Consider the following 12,338-nt stretch of genomic DNA (forward strand, 5'->3'; position numbering starts at 1 on the left):
CTGCGGACGCCCCGGTGATCAGTGGCGCTGGACGCCCGCCGCTGATCACCGGGGCGTCCGCAGTCCCGTGATCATCATCTGGATCAGCAGGTCGTAGCTCTCGTCCAGTTTCTCGGGGAGACCGAAGGCGCCCTGGGCCTCCAGTACCGCGAAACCGTGCACGGCCGCACGCAGACACCGCGCCGCGTGGATCGCGGCGGAGTCCTCCATTCCGTAGGCGCGGAGGGTGGCCGTGATGATGTCGAACAGCCGGGTCGCGGCCTCGGCCGTCCTCGGCTCGGGGCTCTGGATGAACGCCGAGTAGCGGTGCGGGTATTGCTGTACGTACCGCCGCCACGCGGTCATGAACGCGTGGATCGCCTCGTCGGCGGAGCGGCCGAGCACGGCATGTCCCGCCCGGTCCGCGATGTCGTTCATGACGCGGGCCGAGACGAGCGCGCGCAGCTCGGCGAGGCCGCTGACGTGCTTGTAGAGGGACGGGGTGGTGACGCCCGCCCGGCCGGACACCGCCGACAGGGTCAGGGCCCCGGGGCCGTCCTCGTCCAGGACCCGCAGCGCGATCTCGACCACCGCGTCCGTGGACAGCGCCGCCCTAGCCACGTGCGTCACCCCGGACGAAGTCCAGGACGGCCGTGCCGACTTCGGCGGGGAACTGGACGTGCGGGTAGTGCCCCGCCCCCTCGATCAGTTCGAGTCGGCCGAGCCCGGCGGGCAGCCCGGCCACGATCCCCGCGCCTTCCGCGGCGGGGTCGGGCCAGTCGGGATCGAGCGTGCCCATGAGGACGAGAGCCGGGCAGCGGACATCCGCGAGCCGGGCACCGGCGTCGGTCGGGGCGGACATGCCCATTTTGCCGACGACGGCCATCCGGCCCGGTCGGCGCAGGTTCGCCTCGACCGTCGCGACGTAGTCGCCGAAGCCGTCGGGGCGGGGCCCCGGGAAGGCGTGGTCGAGGTAGCGCTTCCACAGCCGGACGCTGCGCAGCAGGCCGGCGCCCAAGAGCAGGAGCATGCCCTTGCGGTAACGGGCGTTACGGACCAGGGCGCCCAGGTCGGCCCGCTGGGCGCGGGTGAACGGGCCGATCTCGACCACGGCGTCGACCAGCTCCGGTGCCTGGGCCGCGGCGATGGTCGCGGCGCCCCCGCTGAAGGAGTGGCCCACGATGACGGCGGGGCCGCCCAGGTGCCCGATCAGGGCGAGGATGTCACCGGCCGCATCGGTACGGGTGTACGAGGCCCAGCCGGTGCTGGACTCCCCGTGGCCGCGCAGGTCCATCCGCGCGACACGGAACCCGGCCGCCGAGAGCCGGGCGGCCACGGCGCGGTAGGCCACCCTGCTCTCGCCCATGCCGTGCGCGAGGACGATCAGCGGGCCCTCGCCGGTCACGTCGTACGCCAGTACGCCGCCGTCGACTTCCAGGAGTGCGGTGGCGCCGGCTTCTTGGTTAATGTTCATAACCAAGAAGTTAACACCATTAGCCAACGTTGCCAACAGGTGCCGGGCCCCGGTCGTGCGCGTTGCCGTGTGCGATGTCGCGCACGATGTCGCGCACGATGTAGCTAAACCTTCTTGATAAGGTAGCCTTAGTAATATGACGGATGATCCGGACCCCGGTGAGGTGGCCGCCGCCCTGCTGGCGAGTCTCAGCGTGCTGGTGCGGCGGGTACGGCACGTGCCCGTCGACGGCGGGCTCACGATGCCCGAGCGAACCGCTCTGTCGCAGCTGGAAAGCTCGGGCCCCACCACCTCCTCCGCGCTCGCCCGGGAGGCGCAGATCACCGCCCAGGCCATGGGGGCGACGCTCGGCGCGCTGCGCGCCCGGGGCCTGGTCGAACGGCGTACGGATCCGAACGACGGCAGGCGCGCCGTACTGACCGTCACCGATGCCGGCCTGCGCGCGCTGAAGGACAAGCGCAACGCGCGGGCCGAACTCATCGCCCAGGCCCTGACCGGCGGCGCGTTCACCCCGGCGGAGCTGGCACAGCTCGGCGCCGCCGCGCCGCTGCTGGACCGGCTGGCCCGGAACGTGTGACCCGGACCGGCTGGCCCGGCACGTCCGGCCCGGCACGTCTGGCCCGGCACGTCTGGCCCGGCACGTGTGACCCCGACGGAACCGTGAGGAAGCGAGCCATGACACTGACAACGATCGATCCCACGCCCGCGCTCGTCGTGATCGACCTCCAGAAGGGCATCATCGCGGCCCACCCCGGCCCTCCGGTCACCGCCGCCGTCGAGCGGGCGGCCCACCTGACCGCCGGGTTCCGGCGGCACGGCCTGCCCGTGGTCCTGGTCAACGTCACCGGCCGCGCGCCGGGGCGCACCGAGGCGGGCCGCTCCGCGAGTGGTCGGTCCGCAGGCAGGCGATCCGCGGGCGAGCGGGCCGCGGGTGGCCCCGTACCGTCGGCGGACTGGGCCGACCTCATCGACGCACTCGATGTCCGACCGACCGACCACCTGATCACCAAGCGGCGGCGCAGCGCGTTCCACGACACCGGACTCGACACGCTCCTGCGGGATCTGGGCGTCACACAGATCGTGCTCGCGGGCATCTCGACCAGCGCGGGCGTCGAGTCGACCGCGCGCTCGGCCGCCGACTACGGCTACCACGTCGTCCTGGCCACCGACGCCATGACCGACCCCGATGCCGAGGCACACCGGCACAGCGTCGAACGCGTCTTCCCCAAGCTCGGCGAGACCGCTACCACCGCCGACGTCATCGGCATGGTCGGGGCGACGCGATGACGCTGCTCGGCCGGCTCCTGAAGAACCGCAGGGCAGGGGAGGCCCACACGGCGTGGCAACGGGCCGACCTGCGCGGGCCCGAGCTACTGACCCTCACCAGCCGGGACTTCGCCGACGGCGGCGCGCTGCCGCTGGAACATGGCGCGAAGTTCATCGGCGGCGAAGACCTCTCCCCCCACCTGGCCTGGACACCGCCGCCACCGGGCACCGCCCAACTCCTCCTGGTCGTCGAAGACATCGACGTCCCCCTGGGCAAGCCCGCCGTGCACTGCCTCGCCCTCGTCGACCCGGCATCCGGGCACCTGGATCGCGGCGCCCTCGGCGCACGGCGGCCGGCCGCCGGGGTACGGCTGCTGCGGTCCACCGTCGGACGCGGCTACCACGGCCCCGCGCCCATCAAGGGCCACGGGCCGCACCACTACGTCTTCCAGCTGTTCGCCCTCGCCACCAGGGTGGGCGGCGCCCCCGGCACGGCGCCGGGGGACCGGACGAGACCCCGCGCCTTCCTGGCCGCTCTGACCGCATCCGACCCCGGAACCGCACCCGCGCTCGTCCTCGCCCGCGCCCGCATGACCGGCACCTTCGAACGCTGACCGCCCCCACCGCCCTACCGTCGGCTACCGCCCCCACCGTCGGCTACCGCTCGTGAGCATTCCCCCGTGAGCATTCCCCGTGTGCCTTCCCCGTGCGCTTGCCAGGCGCGGCCTCAGCTCTTCACGTCTTCACGGCCTCCGCGATCCGCGCGGCAGCCTGGGCGGGCGTGAGGCGCGCGGTGTCGATGACCTCGGCTTCGCCGTGCAGCCACGTACGGGCGGCCTCGAAGTAGGGCTCCACGTAGGCGAGACGGAACGGGGAGGGGCCGAGATCGGTGTCCCCCTCGATGCGCCCGCGCAGGGTGTCCTGATCGGCGTGGAGGACGAAGTGCCGTACGGGAATGGCGTGGTGGGCGAGGCCCGCGCTGATCTCGCGCCAGTACTGCTCGACCAGGACCGTCATGGGCATCACCAGCGTGCCGCCGGCGTAGTCGAGTACACGGCGGGCGGTCTCGACCACGAGCGGCCGCCACGGCGGCCAGTCCTGGAAGTTGCCCGTCCAGGGCAGCCCAGGCGTGATGTCCATGAGCGTCTCGCCGACCTTCTCGGCGTCGAACACCCGCGCATCCGGGATCAGCGGCTGCACGAGCGCACTGGTCGTCGTCTTGCCCACACCGTGGGTGCCGTTGAGCCATACGATCATGCGACTCACCCCCTCGATGTCTCGGGCTCGTGCGCGACGAAGAAGGCTGGCCGGCCCTGCCGGGGCCTCGCGCGCTCGTCGGTCCCACGGATCATCCGCGCGTCCAGAACGAGGCCGGCTCCGCCCATCGGGTCGGCGATGCGGTCGGCGGTGCGGTCAGGGGCCATCCAGTCGACGGCGGCGATGGCGACGGCGGCGGCGTCGCTGTCGTAGGCGGTGCGAGTGGTCTGCGGATAGCTGGCTTCGGTCATGGTGGATGACAGTAACCGCGTGGCCGCGAGCGTGGATGGCGTCGGGGACCCGGCTCAGGCCGAGTCGCCGCCCGGGAGCGTGAGTTTGGCGGCCACGGCGTCGAGGACCCATTCCAGGCCGGTCGCGAAGGACGCCTCGGCGTCCACGTCCGTGCCGTCGTACACGGCCTTGGCCAGTGCCGGGAAGCGGCCGGTGGCCAGCATGCTCATCACGTGCGGGCCGGAGGCCCGCTGCCAGTCGTGCTCGGACAGGCCCGTGGCGCGCTCGGCCCGCAGGTTCGCGATCTCTCGCCTGATCGCGCCGGTGAAGTAGGCGCTGACGGTCTCCACCGCGCGCAGGACGGTGTCGACGTCGGCGAGGCCGTCGAGGGCGGCCAGCGTGGCCTCGGTCACGGCAAGGCCGTTCGGGCCCAGCGCCGGGCGGCCGCCGAGAAGGTCGGCCAGCCATTCGTGGCGGAGAGCGGCCTGCCTGGTGCGCTGGGCGAGGACGCGCAACGCCCCCCGCCAGTCGCCGGGCTGCTCCTCTGGGCGGATCTCGGCGTGGACCTCGTCCACCATGAGATCGAACAGCTCCTCCTTGGTGGCGATGTGCCGATACAGCCGCATCGGACCGGCGTCCAGCCGGGCGGCCACCTTGCGCAGGGACACCGCCTCCAGCCCGCCCTCGTCGGCCAGCGCGACGGCGGCGGCGACGATCCGCTCACGGTCGAGCGGCACGGGTTGAGTCGGCGGCTCCGGCCGGTCCCAGACAGTCATGGTGCCACCGTACCGTTGCGATTCATCGTCCCGAGGCAATACGGTGTATCGATATGAGCCATCGTATCGCAGTGGTCGGGAGCGGTCCTGCCGGCCTTGCCTTCGCCCGCGTCCTGCACCGTCATGGTTGCCCCGTCACCATCCTCGAACGCGACCCCGCCCCCGACGCCCGCCCGCCGGGCGGCACGCTGGACCTGCATGAAGGGCTGGGCCAGCTGGCGCTGGACAAGGCGGGGCTGCTGGCGGAGTTCCGGGCGCTGTCCCGTCCCGAGGGGCAGGCCATGCGCATCCTGGACGTGGACGGGACCGTCCTGCGCGACTGGCGACCCGGTCCTGACGACCGCGCCCATCCCGAGATCGACCGCGGACAACTCCGAGACCTGCTGCTCGGCCCTCTCGGCGTCCGGTGGGGGCGGGACGTGACGCGGGTGGGGCCGGGGAGCCGGGACGGCGTGCCGGTCCATTTCGCGGACGGGCGGCAGGAGACGTTCGATCTCGTGGTCGGCGCGGACGGGGCTTGGTCCAGGACCCGCCCGGCGGTCTCGTCGGTGACGCCGCACTACACCGGGGTCACCTCCGTCGAGACCTCCCTCGACGACGTCGACACCGGCCACCCCGACCTGGCCCGGCTGATCGGCGACGGCTCCGTGGCGGTGTACGGCGTGAACCGCGCTCTCGTCGCCCAGCGCGGCAGCGGCGGTCACGTCAAGGTGTACGCGCAGTTCCGCGCGCCGCTGGACTGGCACGCGAACCTGGACCTGGCCGACGCGGGGGCCGTTCGATCGAGCCTGCTGGCCCTGTTCGACGGCTGGGCCGCTCCCGTCCTCGACCTCCTGCGCCACGGCACCGCGTTCACCCACCGTCCCCTCTACGTCCTGCCCGTATCCCACAGCTGGCCCCACGTCTCCGGCGTGACGCTCTTGGGCGACGCCGCCCATCTGATGCCCCCTCTGGGGGCGGGCGCGAACCTCGCGATGCTCGAAGGCGCCGAACTCGCCGAGTCCATCGCCACCGGCCCAGGAGATCTGGACGGGGCCGTCCGCGCCTTCGAGGAACGGATGTGGGCGCGGGCGGGCAGGTGGGCGCAGATCACGACGGCCGGTCTGGAACGCCTGGTGAGCCCGGACCCCGCCGAAGCTCTCGCTCTCTTCGACCGCGTCCAGCCATCATGACCGCCACGTGCGGGAGCGCCAGAACGGGCACGAGCACGAGCACCGGCAAGGGCACGAGCACCGGCAGCAGCACCAGCAGCACCAGCAGCAGCACCGACACCCGCACCGGCAGCAGCACCAGTAGCAGCACCCGCACCCGCGCCCGCACCCAGGACTCGCACCCGCACCCGGGACTTGCCACGGCTTCCCGGGGCGGCAGCAGGGCACTGTGCGGGATCGGACAAGTTCAGACGCGGAGTTCGGGCGGGAAGCCGGTCCAGCGCAGTTCCGCGGGCAGATGCCGCATGTCGTTGTAGAACAGCACGGAGGACTGCCTGCCGGGTGCGTATCTGATGGCCGTAAGGGCCGCGTTGCCGTGGTTGAGGCCCATCCAGCGCCACTCGGGCGCGTCGAGGGCGGCTCGGATCAGCCACCCGATGAGGAAGTTGTGCGTGACGACCAGTTCATGGCGGGGACGATCGCCGTCGACCGTGCCGGTGAACTCTTCGAGCGCTTCCCTGGCCAGCGCTGGACCGCGGTCGCGCTCCTCCTCGGGAACCTGAGCGAGGAAGCCGAGCATGGCGTCGGCCGCATCCGGCGGCAACTCCTCCTTCGTGGGCAGGTAGGGGACGTAGTCGCCGGCCAGTTCCGACTGGTGCAGTGGAACGGCGTCGAGTTGCGCGCCGATCAGCCGCGCCGTCTGCCGCGCCCGGGGCAGCGGCCCATGGTGTATCGCTGACAGCGGGGTGCCCCGGAGCCGTTCACCGAGCAGAACGGCTTGGCGCCGGCCGCTCTCCGTCAAGGTCGTCTCGTCTTCCGACGCTTCACCGTGCCGGGCGAGGTAGAGGTGTCGAGCGGCGGTGTCGGCCATGTCCCGGGTCTCCGTCTTCATCCGTGATCTGGTACGTCAGGGATGGACGCCGAGGTCTCCGCGCGCAGTTCCGCCGGGGCTGTGCCGGCTCACGCGAGCGCTGATGGCGGCGGTGGCTGTCAGAGGTGTGCAGTACGTTCGCGTCATGGCAACCACCATCGATCTGACTCTCGATTGCGCGAACGCACAACTCCTCGCGGATTTCTGGAAGACGGCGCTGGGCTACATCGACGAGCCGCCGCCCGCTCCCTTCAAAACGCGTGAGGAGTGGCTCGCGCAGTTCGACCTGCCGGAGGACGAATCGGAGGACGACGGGGCGTGGCTCTGCGATCCGGACGGCGTCGGCCCCCGCCTCTGCATCCTCAAGGTCCCCGAACCGAAGACGGCGAAGAACCGGCTTCATATCGACGTTCGAGTGCCGGGACACGGCAGTGCCGGTGAACGCTGGGCGCGGATCAAGGCGGAGTCCGAGCGGCTGGTGAAGGCGGGCGGGGCCGTCCTGCGGGAGTGCGACGAGCACCACGTCGTGATGGCCGACCCCAACACCTCTAACTACCAGTTCTGAGCATACGCGCACGCCAACGCCAACGACAGAGCCCCGCCCGGCACTTGGCCGAACGGGGCTGGTCTGCTGTCTGGGGACCGGGCTACGGGGCTAGGTAGCGGTCCCTGGGGGTCGGGCGGACCGGGGACCGGTAGAGGCAGTCAGGGCATACGTGCTGGACGTATCCGGGGCCGCTCACGCGCTCGACGTAGCCGATCTCAATCGGGGCTCCGGTCGGGGTGCCGCACGCGACGCAGACCGCATCCGGGACGGTGGCGGTGTCCGGGACGGCAACGCGTTCCCATGCCTGCCCCCATGCGTTGCGGTGGTCGCCCTCATGGTCGGTACCGAGGACGCACGGGATGCTGTTGATTCCGATGTGCGGTCGCCCCTCGAACCCGGGACGCTGCGCGCCGCACGTCTCCGTGAGGGCGTTCACGCGGTCACCGCCGTACGGACCTGGTGTACGCCGTGCCCGGTGTACGGGTAGTCGACACCGTGGGCAGCGAATCCCGCAGCGTAGCGCCGTTCCCGCTGTACGGGTGTGAGCACCATGGACTCTTCGGCGCGGAAGACGGCTCGGGCTTCCGCCGAGCTTGGTCCGGCCCAAGGCTTGGTCCAGGGGCTGACGGGGGGCACGCTCGGGGCGGTGCTGGCCGCTCGGCGCTTCCCGGTAGCGGGCAGCATGGCGGCAAGGATGAGGCGCAGGCATGCCACGAGGGCACGCGCGATAGAGTGACGCACGTCGGCAACTCCTGAGGTTGTCGTCCACGCCCCGGGAGTGTTGACGCACTCGCCGGGGTCTCTTTTTTGTTGTGAGAGGGAACGGTAGCACCCTCCGCAATATCCGCGTGTTGGATTGCGTGAACGGCGTTACCCCTACCAGAACCAGTGAGGGAACATCTGCCGCGCCTGGCGTACTGCCTCCTTGGCGGCGGGGTCGAACGTCTCCCAAGAATGCTCCCGCGAGTGCTCCAGGAAGAGAAAGCACGCGTCCCCCGCTTCCGTTCCGCCCTCGGGAACTCCGCACCATGAGTGCGACTCGAACTGTACGGCGCCGTCCGGCTTCCACAGGGCCCACAGCGCGGTGCTCATGTCGTGCGCCCACTCCCAGACAAAGGCGGCGTGTTCGTCGGCATGCCAAAGCGCAAGCTCACAGCGGACCGCGTCGTCAAGGAGCGCCAAATCATCAGGCACCACCGAACCCTGCCCTGCAATAATTGCCAACACCGCTTCACGTACGGGAATTTCGGCGGTCGCGTTGCACACACGCATTGTTCAGCTCCAATTGAAAAGCCCCGCCCATGCGCCGGGGGTAACGCACGGACGGGACTCTCCACCGGCAGAGTGGGGGCTCTGCCGACTACCCTTTACCGGGCTCTGCGTCACCGGCAAAGGGAGACCGCTCCGGCCCTGGATACGGGGGTGACCGGAGCGGCGTTTCGGGGCCCGTACCGGGGCCGTCCCCGCCGGTCGATTACGGGCCCGGTACGGGGGTTCATTAGCGGCGGGTCGCTACGAAGGTGATGAACCACCCGATCAACCCAGCGATAATCAGGCAGGCGAGCGCCCACCCACAGCACACGAGCCGTACGAGGATCTTCACCAGTACAACTCGCCCTTCTCGGGTTTCCGGGGCACGGGCTGGTCATCATGCTGGGGATGTCTCCGCAGCAACACGATGCAGTCGATGACGTCCCCAGGTTGACCGTTGAGTTCGGCGGTTCGCTTTGCGGTTTCCAGCTTCCTGCATTTTGTGCAGTTCTTGGCAGTCATTCGGCACCGTCCACGGTCGGCGCGGGATGCCCCGTAACCCGCTCGAAGAATGCTTTGGTGTCAAGCTTTTGAAGCCCGGTGAGTATCAGCTGCGTACGCAGTGAGACTTGCTCGTCCAGGGCCTCATCGATGGCGCGTTCAAGTTGGCCGGCCCGGTGACGGAGTTGGGCGTACGCGAGGGTGAGATTCAAGGGCGTTGGCTGGTCGCTCACGGATATCCCCCGCTTGAGCGAATGTTCCGCTGCCCCAACCGAGCGCGGATTCCCTCCATGACGGTGCTGTGCGACCTGTCGTCGTCACCCTTGTCCGTCGGCGCTGGCTTATCCGGGCACTCGGGATGTCCGCACTGGCACGGTGGCCACCGGAGCACGGACTTGTCCGGCTGACCTCTGGTGGGGCTCACCACGTCTCACCCGGGCCCGGTACGGAGAGCGCAAGAAGCTTGTCCGCCATCCGGTGGAGCCCGCCCTTGCCGGGGACTGTGTACCCGGTGCGCGGTACCCAGTCCGGAGCAAGTCGCCAGAAGCCCCCCGCCCGGATGAGTTCGTATAACTGGTCCGCGTCGCTACTGGGGGCCGTCGCTGGTGTCCCCTGGTCATCCATGGTCGCCCCGCTTCCTGGAGTGATCTCGACTCGCTCTAGGCAACTGGACGACTACGCACAGCGCTACGCTTGTCACAGCGTGAAGACATAAGAGCCATAAGACCGCTGTGAGGGGATGGGGCAGTGAGGACACTGGAGCCGAACACAGCACTTGAGCGGCTGTACCGCGAGAGCGGGTGGACGATGCGTCAGTTCGCCCAGGAGGTCAACCGCATCGGGACCGAACGGGGAACCCCTCTCAAGTACCAACAGCCCTCTGTCAGCCAGTGGTTGAAGGGGCAGTTGCCCAAGGAATCCGTCCGCCCGCTGATCTTGGAAGCATTTGCCCGGCGGTTGCGACGACCCGTCACGCACGCCGAAGCAGGGTTTCCGTCCATAGCGAGCGAATCACAAGGACGCGGCGATCCCAACACGGTGGAAGAGATGATTGATCTCGGAAGCCAAGATATGTCACCCTCGCGCCGGAGCATTCTCGGAGCAAGCATCTTCTCGGCTGCCTTAACTTTCCCCAACTGGCCAGAAATTGTAGGACGAATGGAGTCTGTGCAGGCAGGAAGTACGTCGCGCATAGGGATGCCAGACGTTGAGATGATTACCAAAATGACGGACCACCTGTACACGCTGTATGACCAGTTCGGCGGTCGCCATTCACGCCCCATGGCTGCAACCTTCCTAGTCAACACCGTTGCGCCATATCTTCGGGCCGACGCTCCGGAGGGAGTCCGCAAAGCAATGATGTCGGCGGCTTCATACTTGTGCTATCTGACTGGCTGGATGGCGGTAGACGAGGGGTTGCACGGGCTTGCTCAGAGCTATTACGTGAAAGGGCTTGAATTCGCGGGCGCCAGCGCGGACCACATGACTTACTGCCACATCCTGCGAGGAATGTCGGTGCAAGCGGTAGATCTGGGGCATGGTCCCGCAGCAGTACGCTTGGCTGATGCCGCTTCGGCAGCTTCACCGGAATCAGGACCTCGCATGAATGCATTCATGGCAGGACAGCAAGCGCATTCCTTTGCTGTAGCTGGTGACCGCGTGAACGCGCTCCGCAGTATTCGGCAAGCAGAAAAGGCCATGGATATGGCAGAAAGCCCTCTGGGCACATTCGGTGGTTACAACCCCGCAACTCTGGCCTATCACGTGTCTCAAGTTCGATACGCCTTGGGTGATATTCCAGGTAGCGTCGAATCCCTCCAATTGCATTTTCGCTTGAGAGATCCAACGGATACCCAAGTGTCCGCTATGCGTTTTAGTTCCATGTTGGCTGAACGCCAACTAAAAATGGGCCATTTGGAGGCAGCATGCAAGACGTGGAATCAAGTTCTTGATCAATACCCGGCAATCCATTCCGGAAGAGTAGACGAGCAGGTTGCAAGCATTCGTGCGCTCTTGGGACCTTATCGCTCGAATTCAGTGGCCCGTGAAATCTATGAACGGTCGCTGCGAGCCGCCTAGCAAAACAGAAAACCCCCGCACCCGCCGCCCAAGTCAAAGGAGGCGAGCACGGGGGCTCTGCGGCGCCGCGTGTTAGTCCCAGATATCCGAGTCGTCATCATCGGATTCCGGAGCGGTAATAGCGGTTCGTGCACTCGGCGAGAGGCCCAACTCCCTGATGTACCGGACGAGTTGGGTCCGGTACTGCGCTGCGATGGTGGCCGCGCCGTTCTTCACCGTTCCGCGTTCTGCGGTCACCATGAGCCCACGCTCTGAAAGATCCCGCTCGGCCTGGTCGATACGCGCGACACACACGCACAGATCCTTGACGGTCGCATGGTCCACCTCGCCAATACCGGCGGCGGCTTCCAATACCGGTACTACGCGCCGCCATTCGACAGATGCCACCTTGCGGCAACGCTCGTTCGCTGATTCAACAGCGGGATCGGAGGATGTCTTGAACACCTCGCCCCAATCCGGCTCGGTAAGGATCGCGCGAGGGATTATCACTCCCTCTTTGATCGGTTTCTTTGACGGGTTACCTTCGCGTGCCCGCTGGACAGCGGACATGGGCCGGTATCGGTCGGCCACGAATTCTCGCTTTCTTTTGGCGCGTTCAATTTGGGGTTCCAAAAATGCTTTCAGCTCCGGTGAAAGATTTCTGCCTCCCTCTCGCTCAGGATCGGACGGGGAAGGGAGTACCCCCCTGGTCAGAACAACGGACGCTCACCCGATTCACGGCGGGATTTCGCTTCCGCAGCAAATCCGCCCGGCTGATTCCGTGCCGTTTCGCGGTTATGGCACGCGACACACAACGGCCGAAGATGCTTCGCGGAATCCGGATTCGCCTCGCCCCGTGCCATCAACTCGCGTCGTGACAGCGGGAAATGGTCCGCCACGTTCGCCGGCCTACCGCACAACACGCACCACGGGTTCGCGTACAGGTACGCCCTGCGGATGCGCTGCCAACGCGTCG

At 68.2% G+C, this 12,338-nt stretch carries 15 protein-coding genes and 1 pseudogene; 6 read left to right on the forward strand and 10 right to left on the reverse strand.

The window, feature by feature from the left end:
• Window positions 1–45: 45 nt before the first annotated feature.
• The gene (locus DVH02_RS25720) at window positions 46–600 is read right to left on the reverse strand and encodes a TetR/AcrR family transcriptional regulator (protein ID WP_114626252.1); all 555 of its coding nucleotides are present in this window, start codon (window positions 598–600) and stop codon (window positions 46–48) included.
• Complete coding sequence (locus tag DVH02_RS25725) at window positions 593–1,453, reverse strand: alpha/beta fold hydrolase (protein ID WP_114626238.1); 861 nt, start codon at window positions 1,451–1,453, stop codon at window positions 593–595. The genes DVH02_RS25720 and DVH02_RS25725 overlap by 8 nt, the downstream gene beginning before the upstream one ends.
• Window positions 1,454–1,589: 136 nt before the next feature.
• On the opposite strand from DVH02_RS25725, the gene DVH02_RS25730 reads away from it, so the two are divergent.
• The 3 genes from DVH02_RS25730 (at window position 1,590) to DVH02_RS25740 (ending at window position 3,333) form a co-directional block, all read left to right on the forward strand.
• Window positions 1,590–2,030: a MarR family winged helix-turn-helix transcriptional regulator gene (locus tag DVH02_RS25730; protein ID WP_114626239.1), complete on the forward strand. Its 441-nt coding sequence runs from the start codon at window positions 1,590–1,592 to the stop codon at window positions 2,028–2,030.
• 98 nt (window positions 2,031–2,128) lie between these two features.
• A complete protein-coding gene (locus tag DVH02_RS25735) occupies window positions 2,129–2,740 on the forward strand; it encodes an isochorismatase family protein (protein ID WP_114626240.1) in 612 nt (203 codons plus the stop codon).
• Window positions 2,737–3,333, forward strand: coding sequence for a YbhB/YbcL family Raf kinase inhibitor-like protein (locus DVH02_RS25740; protein ID WP_114626241.1), 597 nt, complete (start codon window positions 2,737–2,739; stop codon window positions 3,331–3,333). Before DVH02_RS25735 ends, DVH02_RS25740 begins: the two co-directional genes overlap by 4 nt.
• A gap of 121 nt (window positions 3,334–3,454) precedes the next feature.
• Here the strand turns inward: DVH02_RS25740 and DVH02_RS25745 are convergent, their stop codons facing one another.
• The 3 genes from DVH02_RS25745 to DVH02_RS25755 are packed head-to-tail and all read right to left on the reverse strand — an operon-like array spanning window position 3,455 to window position 4,983.
• Window positions 3,455–3,976 (reverse strand): P-loop NTPase family protein, encoded by a 522-nt coding sequence (locus tag DVH02_RS25745; RefSeq protein WP_114626242.1) that lies wholly within the window; start codon window positions 3,974–3,976, stop codon window positions 3,455–3,457.
• A 5-nt stretch (window positions 3,977–3,981) separates the two neighbouring features.
• Complete coding sequence (locus tag DVH02_RS25750; RefSeq protein ID WP_114626243.1) at window positions 3,982–4,227, reverse strand: hypothetical protein; 246 nt, start codon at window positions 4,225–4,227, stop codon at window positions 3,982–3,984.
• A 54-nt stretch (window positions 4,228–4,281) separates the two neighbouring features.
• The gene (locus tag DVH02_RS25755; protein ID WP_114626244.1) at window positions 4,282–4,983 is read right to left on the reverse strand and encodes a TetR/AcrR family transcriptional regulator; all 702 of its coding nucleotides are present in this window, start codon (window positions 4,981–4,983) and stop codon (window positions 4,282–4,284) included.
• A 53-nt stretch (window positions 4,984–5,036) separates the two neighbouring features.
• On the opposite strand from DVH02_RS25755, the gene DVH02_RS25760 reads away from it, so the two are divergent.
• Window positions 5,037–6,155 carry an FAD-dependent oxidoreductase gene (locus DVH02_RS25760; RefSeq protein ID WP_114626245.1) on the forward strand — a complete coding sequence of 373 codons (1,119 nt, stop codon included), beginning with the start codon at window positions 5,037–5,039 and terminating at the stop codon, window positions 6,153–6,155.
• Window positions 6,156–6,381: 226 nt separating this feature from the next.
• Here the strand turns inward: DVH02_RS25760 and DVH02_RS25770 are convergent, their stop codons facing one another.
• Window positions 6,382–7,005: a histidine phosphatase family protein gene (locus tag DVH02_RS25770; protein WP_114626253.1), complete on the reverse strand. Its 624-nt coding sequence runs from the start codon at window positions 7,003–7,005 to the stop codon at window positions 6,382–6,384.
• 145 nt (window positions 7,006–7,150) lie between these two features.
• Here DVH02_RS25770 and DVH02_RS25775 point away from each other — a divergent pair, with 145 nt between their 5' ends.
• A complete protein-coding gene (locus DVH02_RS25775) occupies window positions 7,151–7,570 on the forward strand; it encodes a VOC family protein (protein WP_114626246.1) in 420 nt (139 codons plus the stop codon).
• 858 nt (window positions 7,571–8,428) lie between these two features.
• Here the strand turns inward: DVH02_RS25775 and DVH02_RS25790 are convergent.
• Together DVH02_RS25790 and DVH02_RS25795 are read right to left on the reverse strand one after the other, a co-directional pair.
• A complete protein-coding gene (locus DVH02_RS25790) occupies window positions 8,429–8,824 on the reverse strand; it encodes a hypothetical protein (protein WP_147286128.1) in 396 nt (131 codons plus the stop codon).
• Between the two features lie 497 nt (window positions 8,825–9,321).
• Window positions 9,322–9,537, reverse strand: coding sequence for a hypothetical protein (locus DVH02_RS25795; protein WP_114626250.1), 216 nt, complete (start codon window positions 9,535–9,537; stop codon window positions 9,322–9,324).
• A gap of 574 nt (window positions 9,538–10,111) precedes the next feature.
• Between DVH02_RS25795 and DVH02_RS25805 the strand changes: the two genes are divergently transcribed.
• Window positions 10,112–11,383 (forward strand): tetratricopeptide repeat protein, encoded by a 1,272-nt coding sequence (locus tag DVH02_RS25805; RefSeq protein WP_114626254.1) that lies wholly within the window; start codon window positions 10,112–10,114, stop codon window positions 11,381–11,383.
• A gap of 72 nt (window positions 11,384–11,455) precedes the next feature.
• Here DVH02_RS25805 and DVH02_RS25810 read toward each other — a convergent pair whose 3' ends face one another.
• Together DVH02_RS25810 and DVH02_RS36440 are read right to left on the reverse strand one after the other, a co-directional pair.
• Entirely contained in the window at window positions 11,456–11,953 is a 498-nt protein-coding gene (locus DVH02_RS25810) for a phage terminase small subunit P27 family (protein ID WP_233518457.1), read from the reverse strand.
• A 119-nt stretch (window positions 11,954–12,072) separates the two neighbouring features.
• Window positions 12,073–12,338 (reverse strand): annotated as a pseudogene (locus tag DVH02_RS36440) (HNH endonuclease); the annotation flags it as partial.

It is taken from the genome of Streptomyces corynorhini (assembly GCF_003346515.1).
GTDB lineage: Bacteria > Actinomycetota > Actinomycetes > Streptomycetales > Streptomycetaceae > Streptomyces > Streptomyces corynorhini.

Bases quoted from the DNA above. Each gene is read 5' to 3' on its own strand.
- DVH02_RS25755 (WP_114626244.1), bottom strand. From the start codon at position 4,983: ATGACTGTCTGGGACCGGCCGGAGCCGCCGACTCAACCCGTGCCGCTC.
- DVH02_RS25745 (WP_114626242.1), bottom strand. From the start codon at position 3,976: ATGATCGTATGGCTCAACGGCACCCACGGTGTGGGCAAGACGACGACC.
- DVH02_RS25730 (WP_114626239.1), top strand. From the start codon at position 1,590: ATGACGGATGATCCGGACCCCGGTGAGGTGGCCGCCGCCCTGCTGGCG.
- DVH02_RS25750 (WP_114626243.1), bottom strand. From the start codon at position 4,227: ATGACCGAAGCCAGCTATCCGCAGACCACTCGCACCGCCTACGACAGC.
- DVH02_RS25760 (WP_114626245.1), top strand. From the start codon at position 5,037: ATGAGCCATCGTATCGCAGTGGTCGGGAGCGGTCCTGCCGGCCTTGCC.
- DVH02_RS25790 (WP_147286128.1), bottom strand. From the start codon at position 8,824: ATGCGTGTGTGCAACGCGACCGCCGAAATTCCCGTACGTGAAGCGGTG.
- DVH02_RS25770 (WP_114626253.1), bottom strand. From the start codon at position 7,005: ATGGCCGACACCGCCGCTCGACACCTCTACCTCGCCCGGCACGGTGAA.
- DVH02_RS25725 (WP_114626238.1), bottom strand. From the start codon at position 1,453: ATGAACATTAACCAAGAAGCCGGCGCCACCGCACTCCTGGAAGTCGAC.
- DVH02_RS25740 (WP_114626241.1), top strand. From the start codon at position 2,737: ATGACGCTGCTCGGCCGGCTCCTGAAGAACCGCAGGGCAGGGGAGGCC.
- DVH02_RS25735 (WP_114626240.1), top strand. From the start codon at position 2,129: ATGACACTGACAACGATCGATCCCACGCCCGCGCTCGTCGTGATCGAC.
- DVH02_RS25805 (WP_114626254.1), top strand. From the start codon at position 10,112: ATGCGTCAGTTCGCCCAGGAGGTCAACCGCATCGGGACCGAACGGGGA.
- DVH02_RS25775 (WP_114626246.1), top strand. From the start codon at position 7,151: ATGGCAACCACCATCGATCTGACTCTCGATTGCGCGAACGCACAACTC.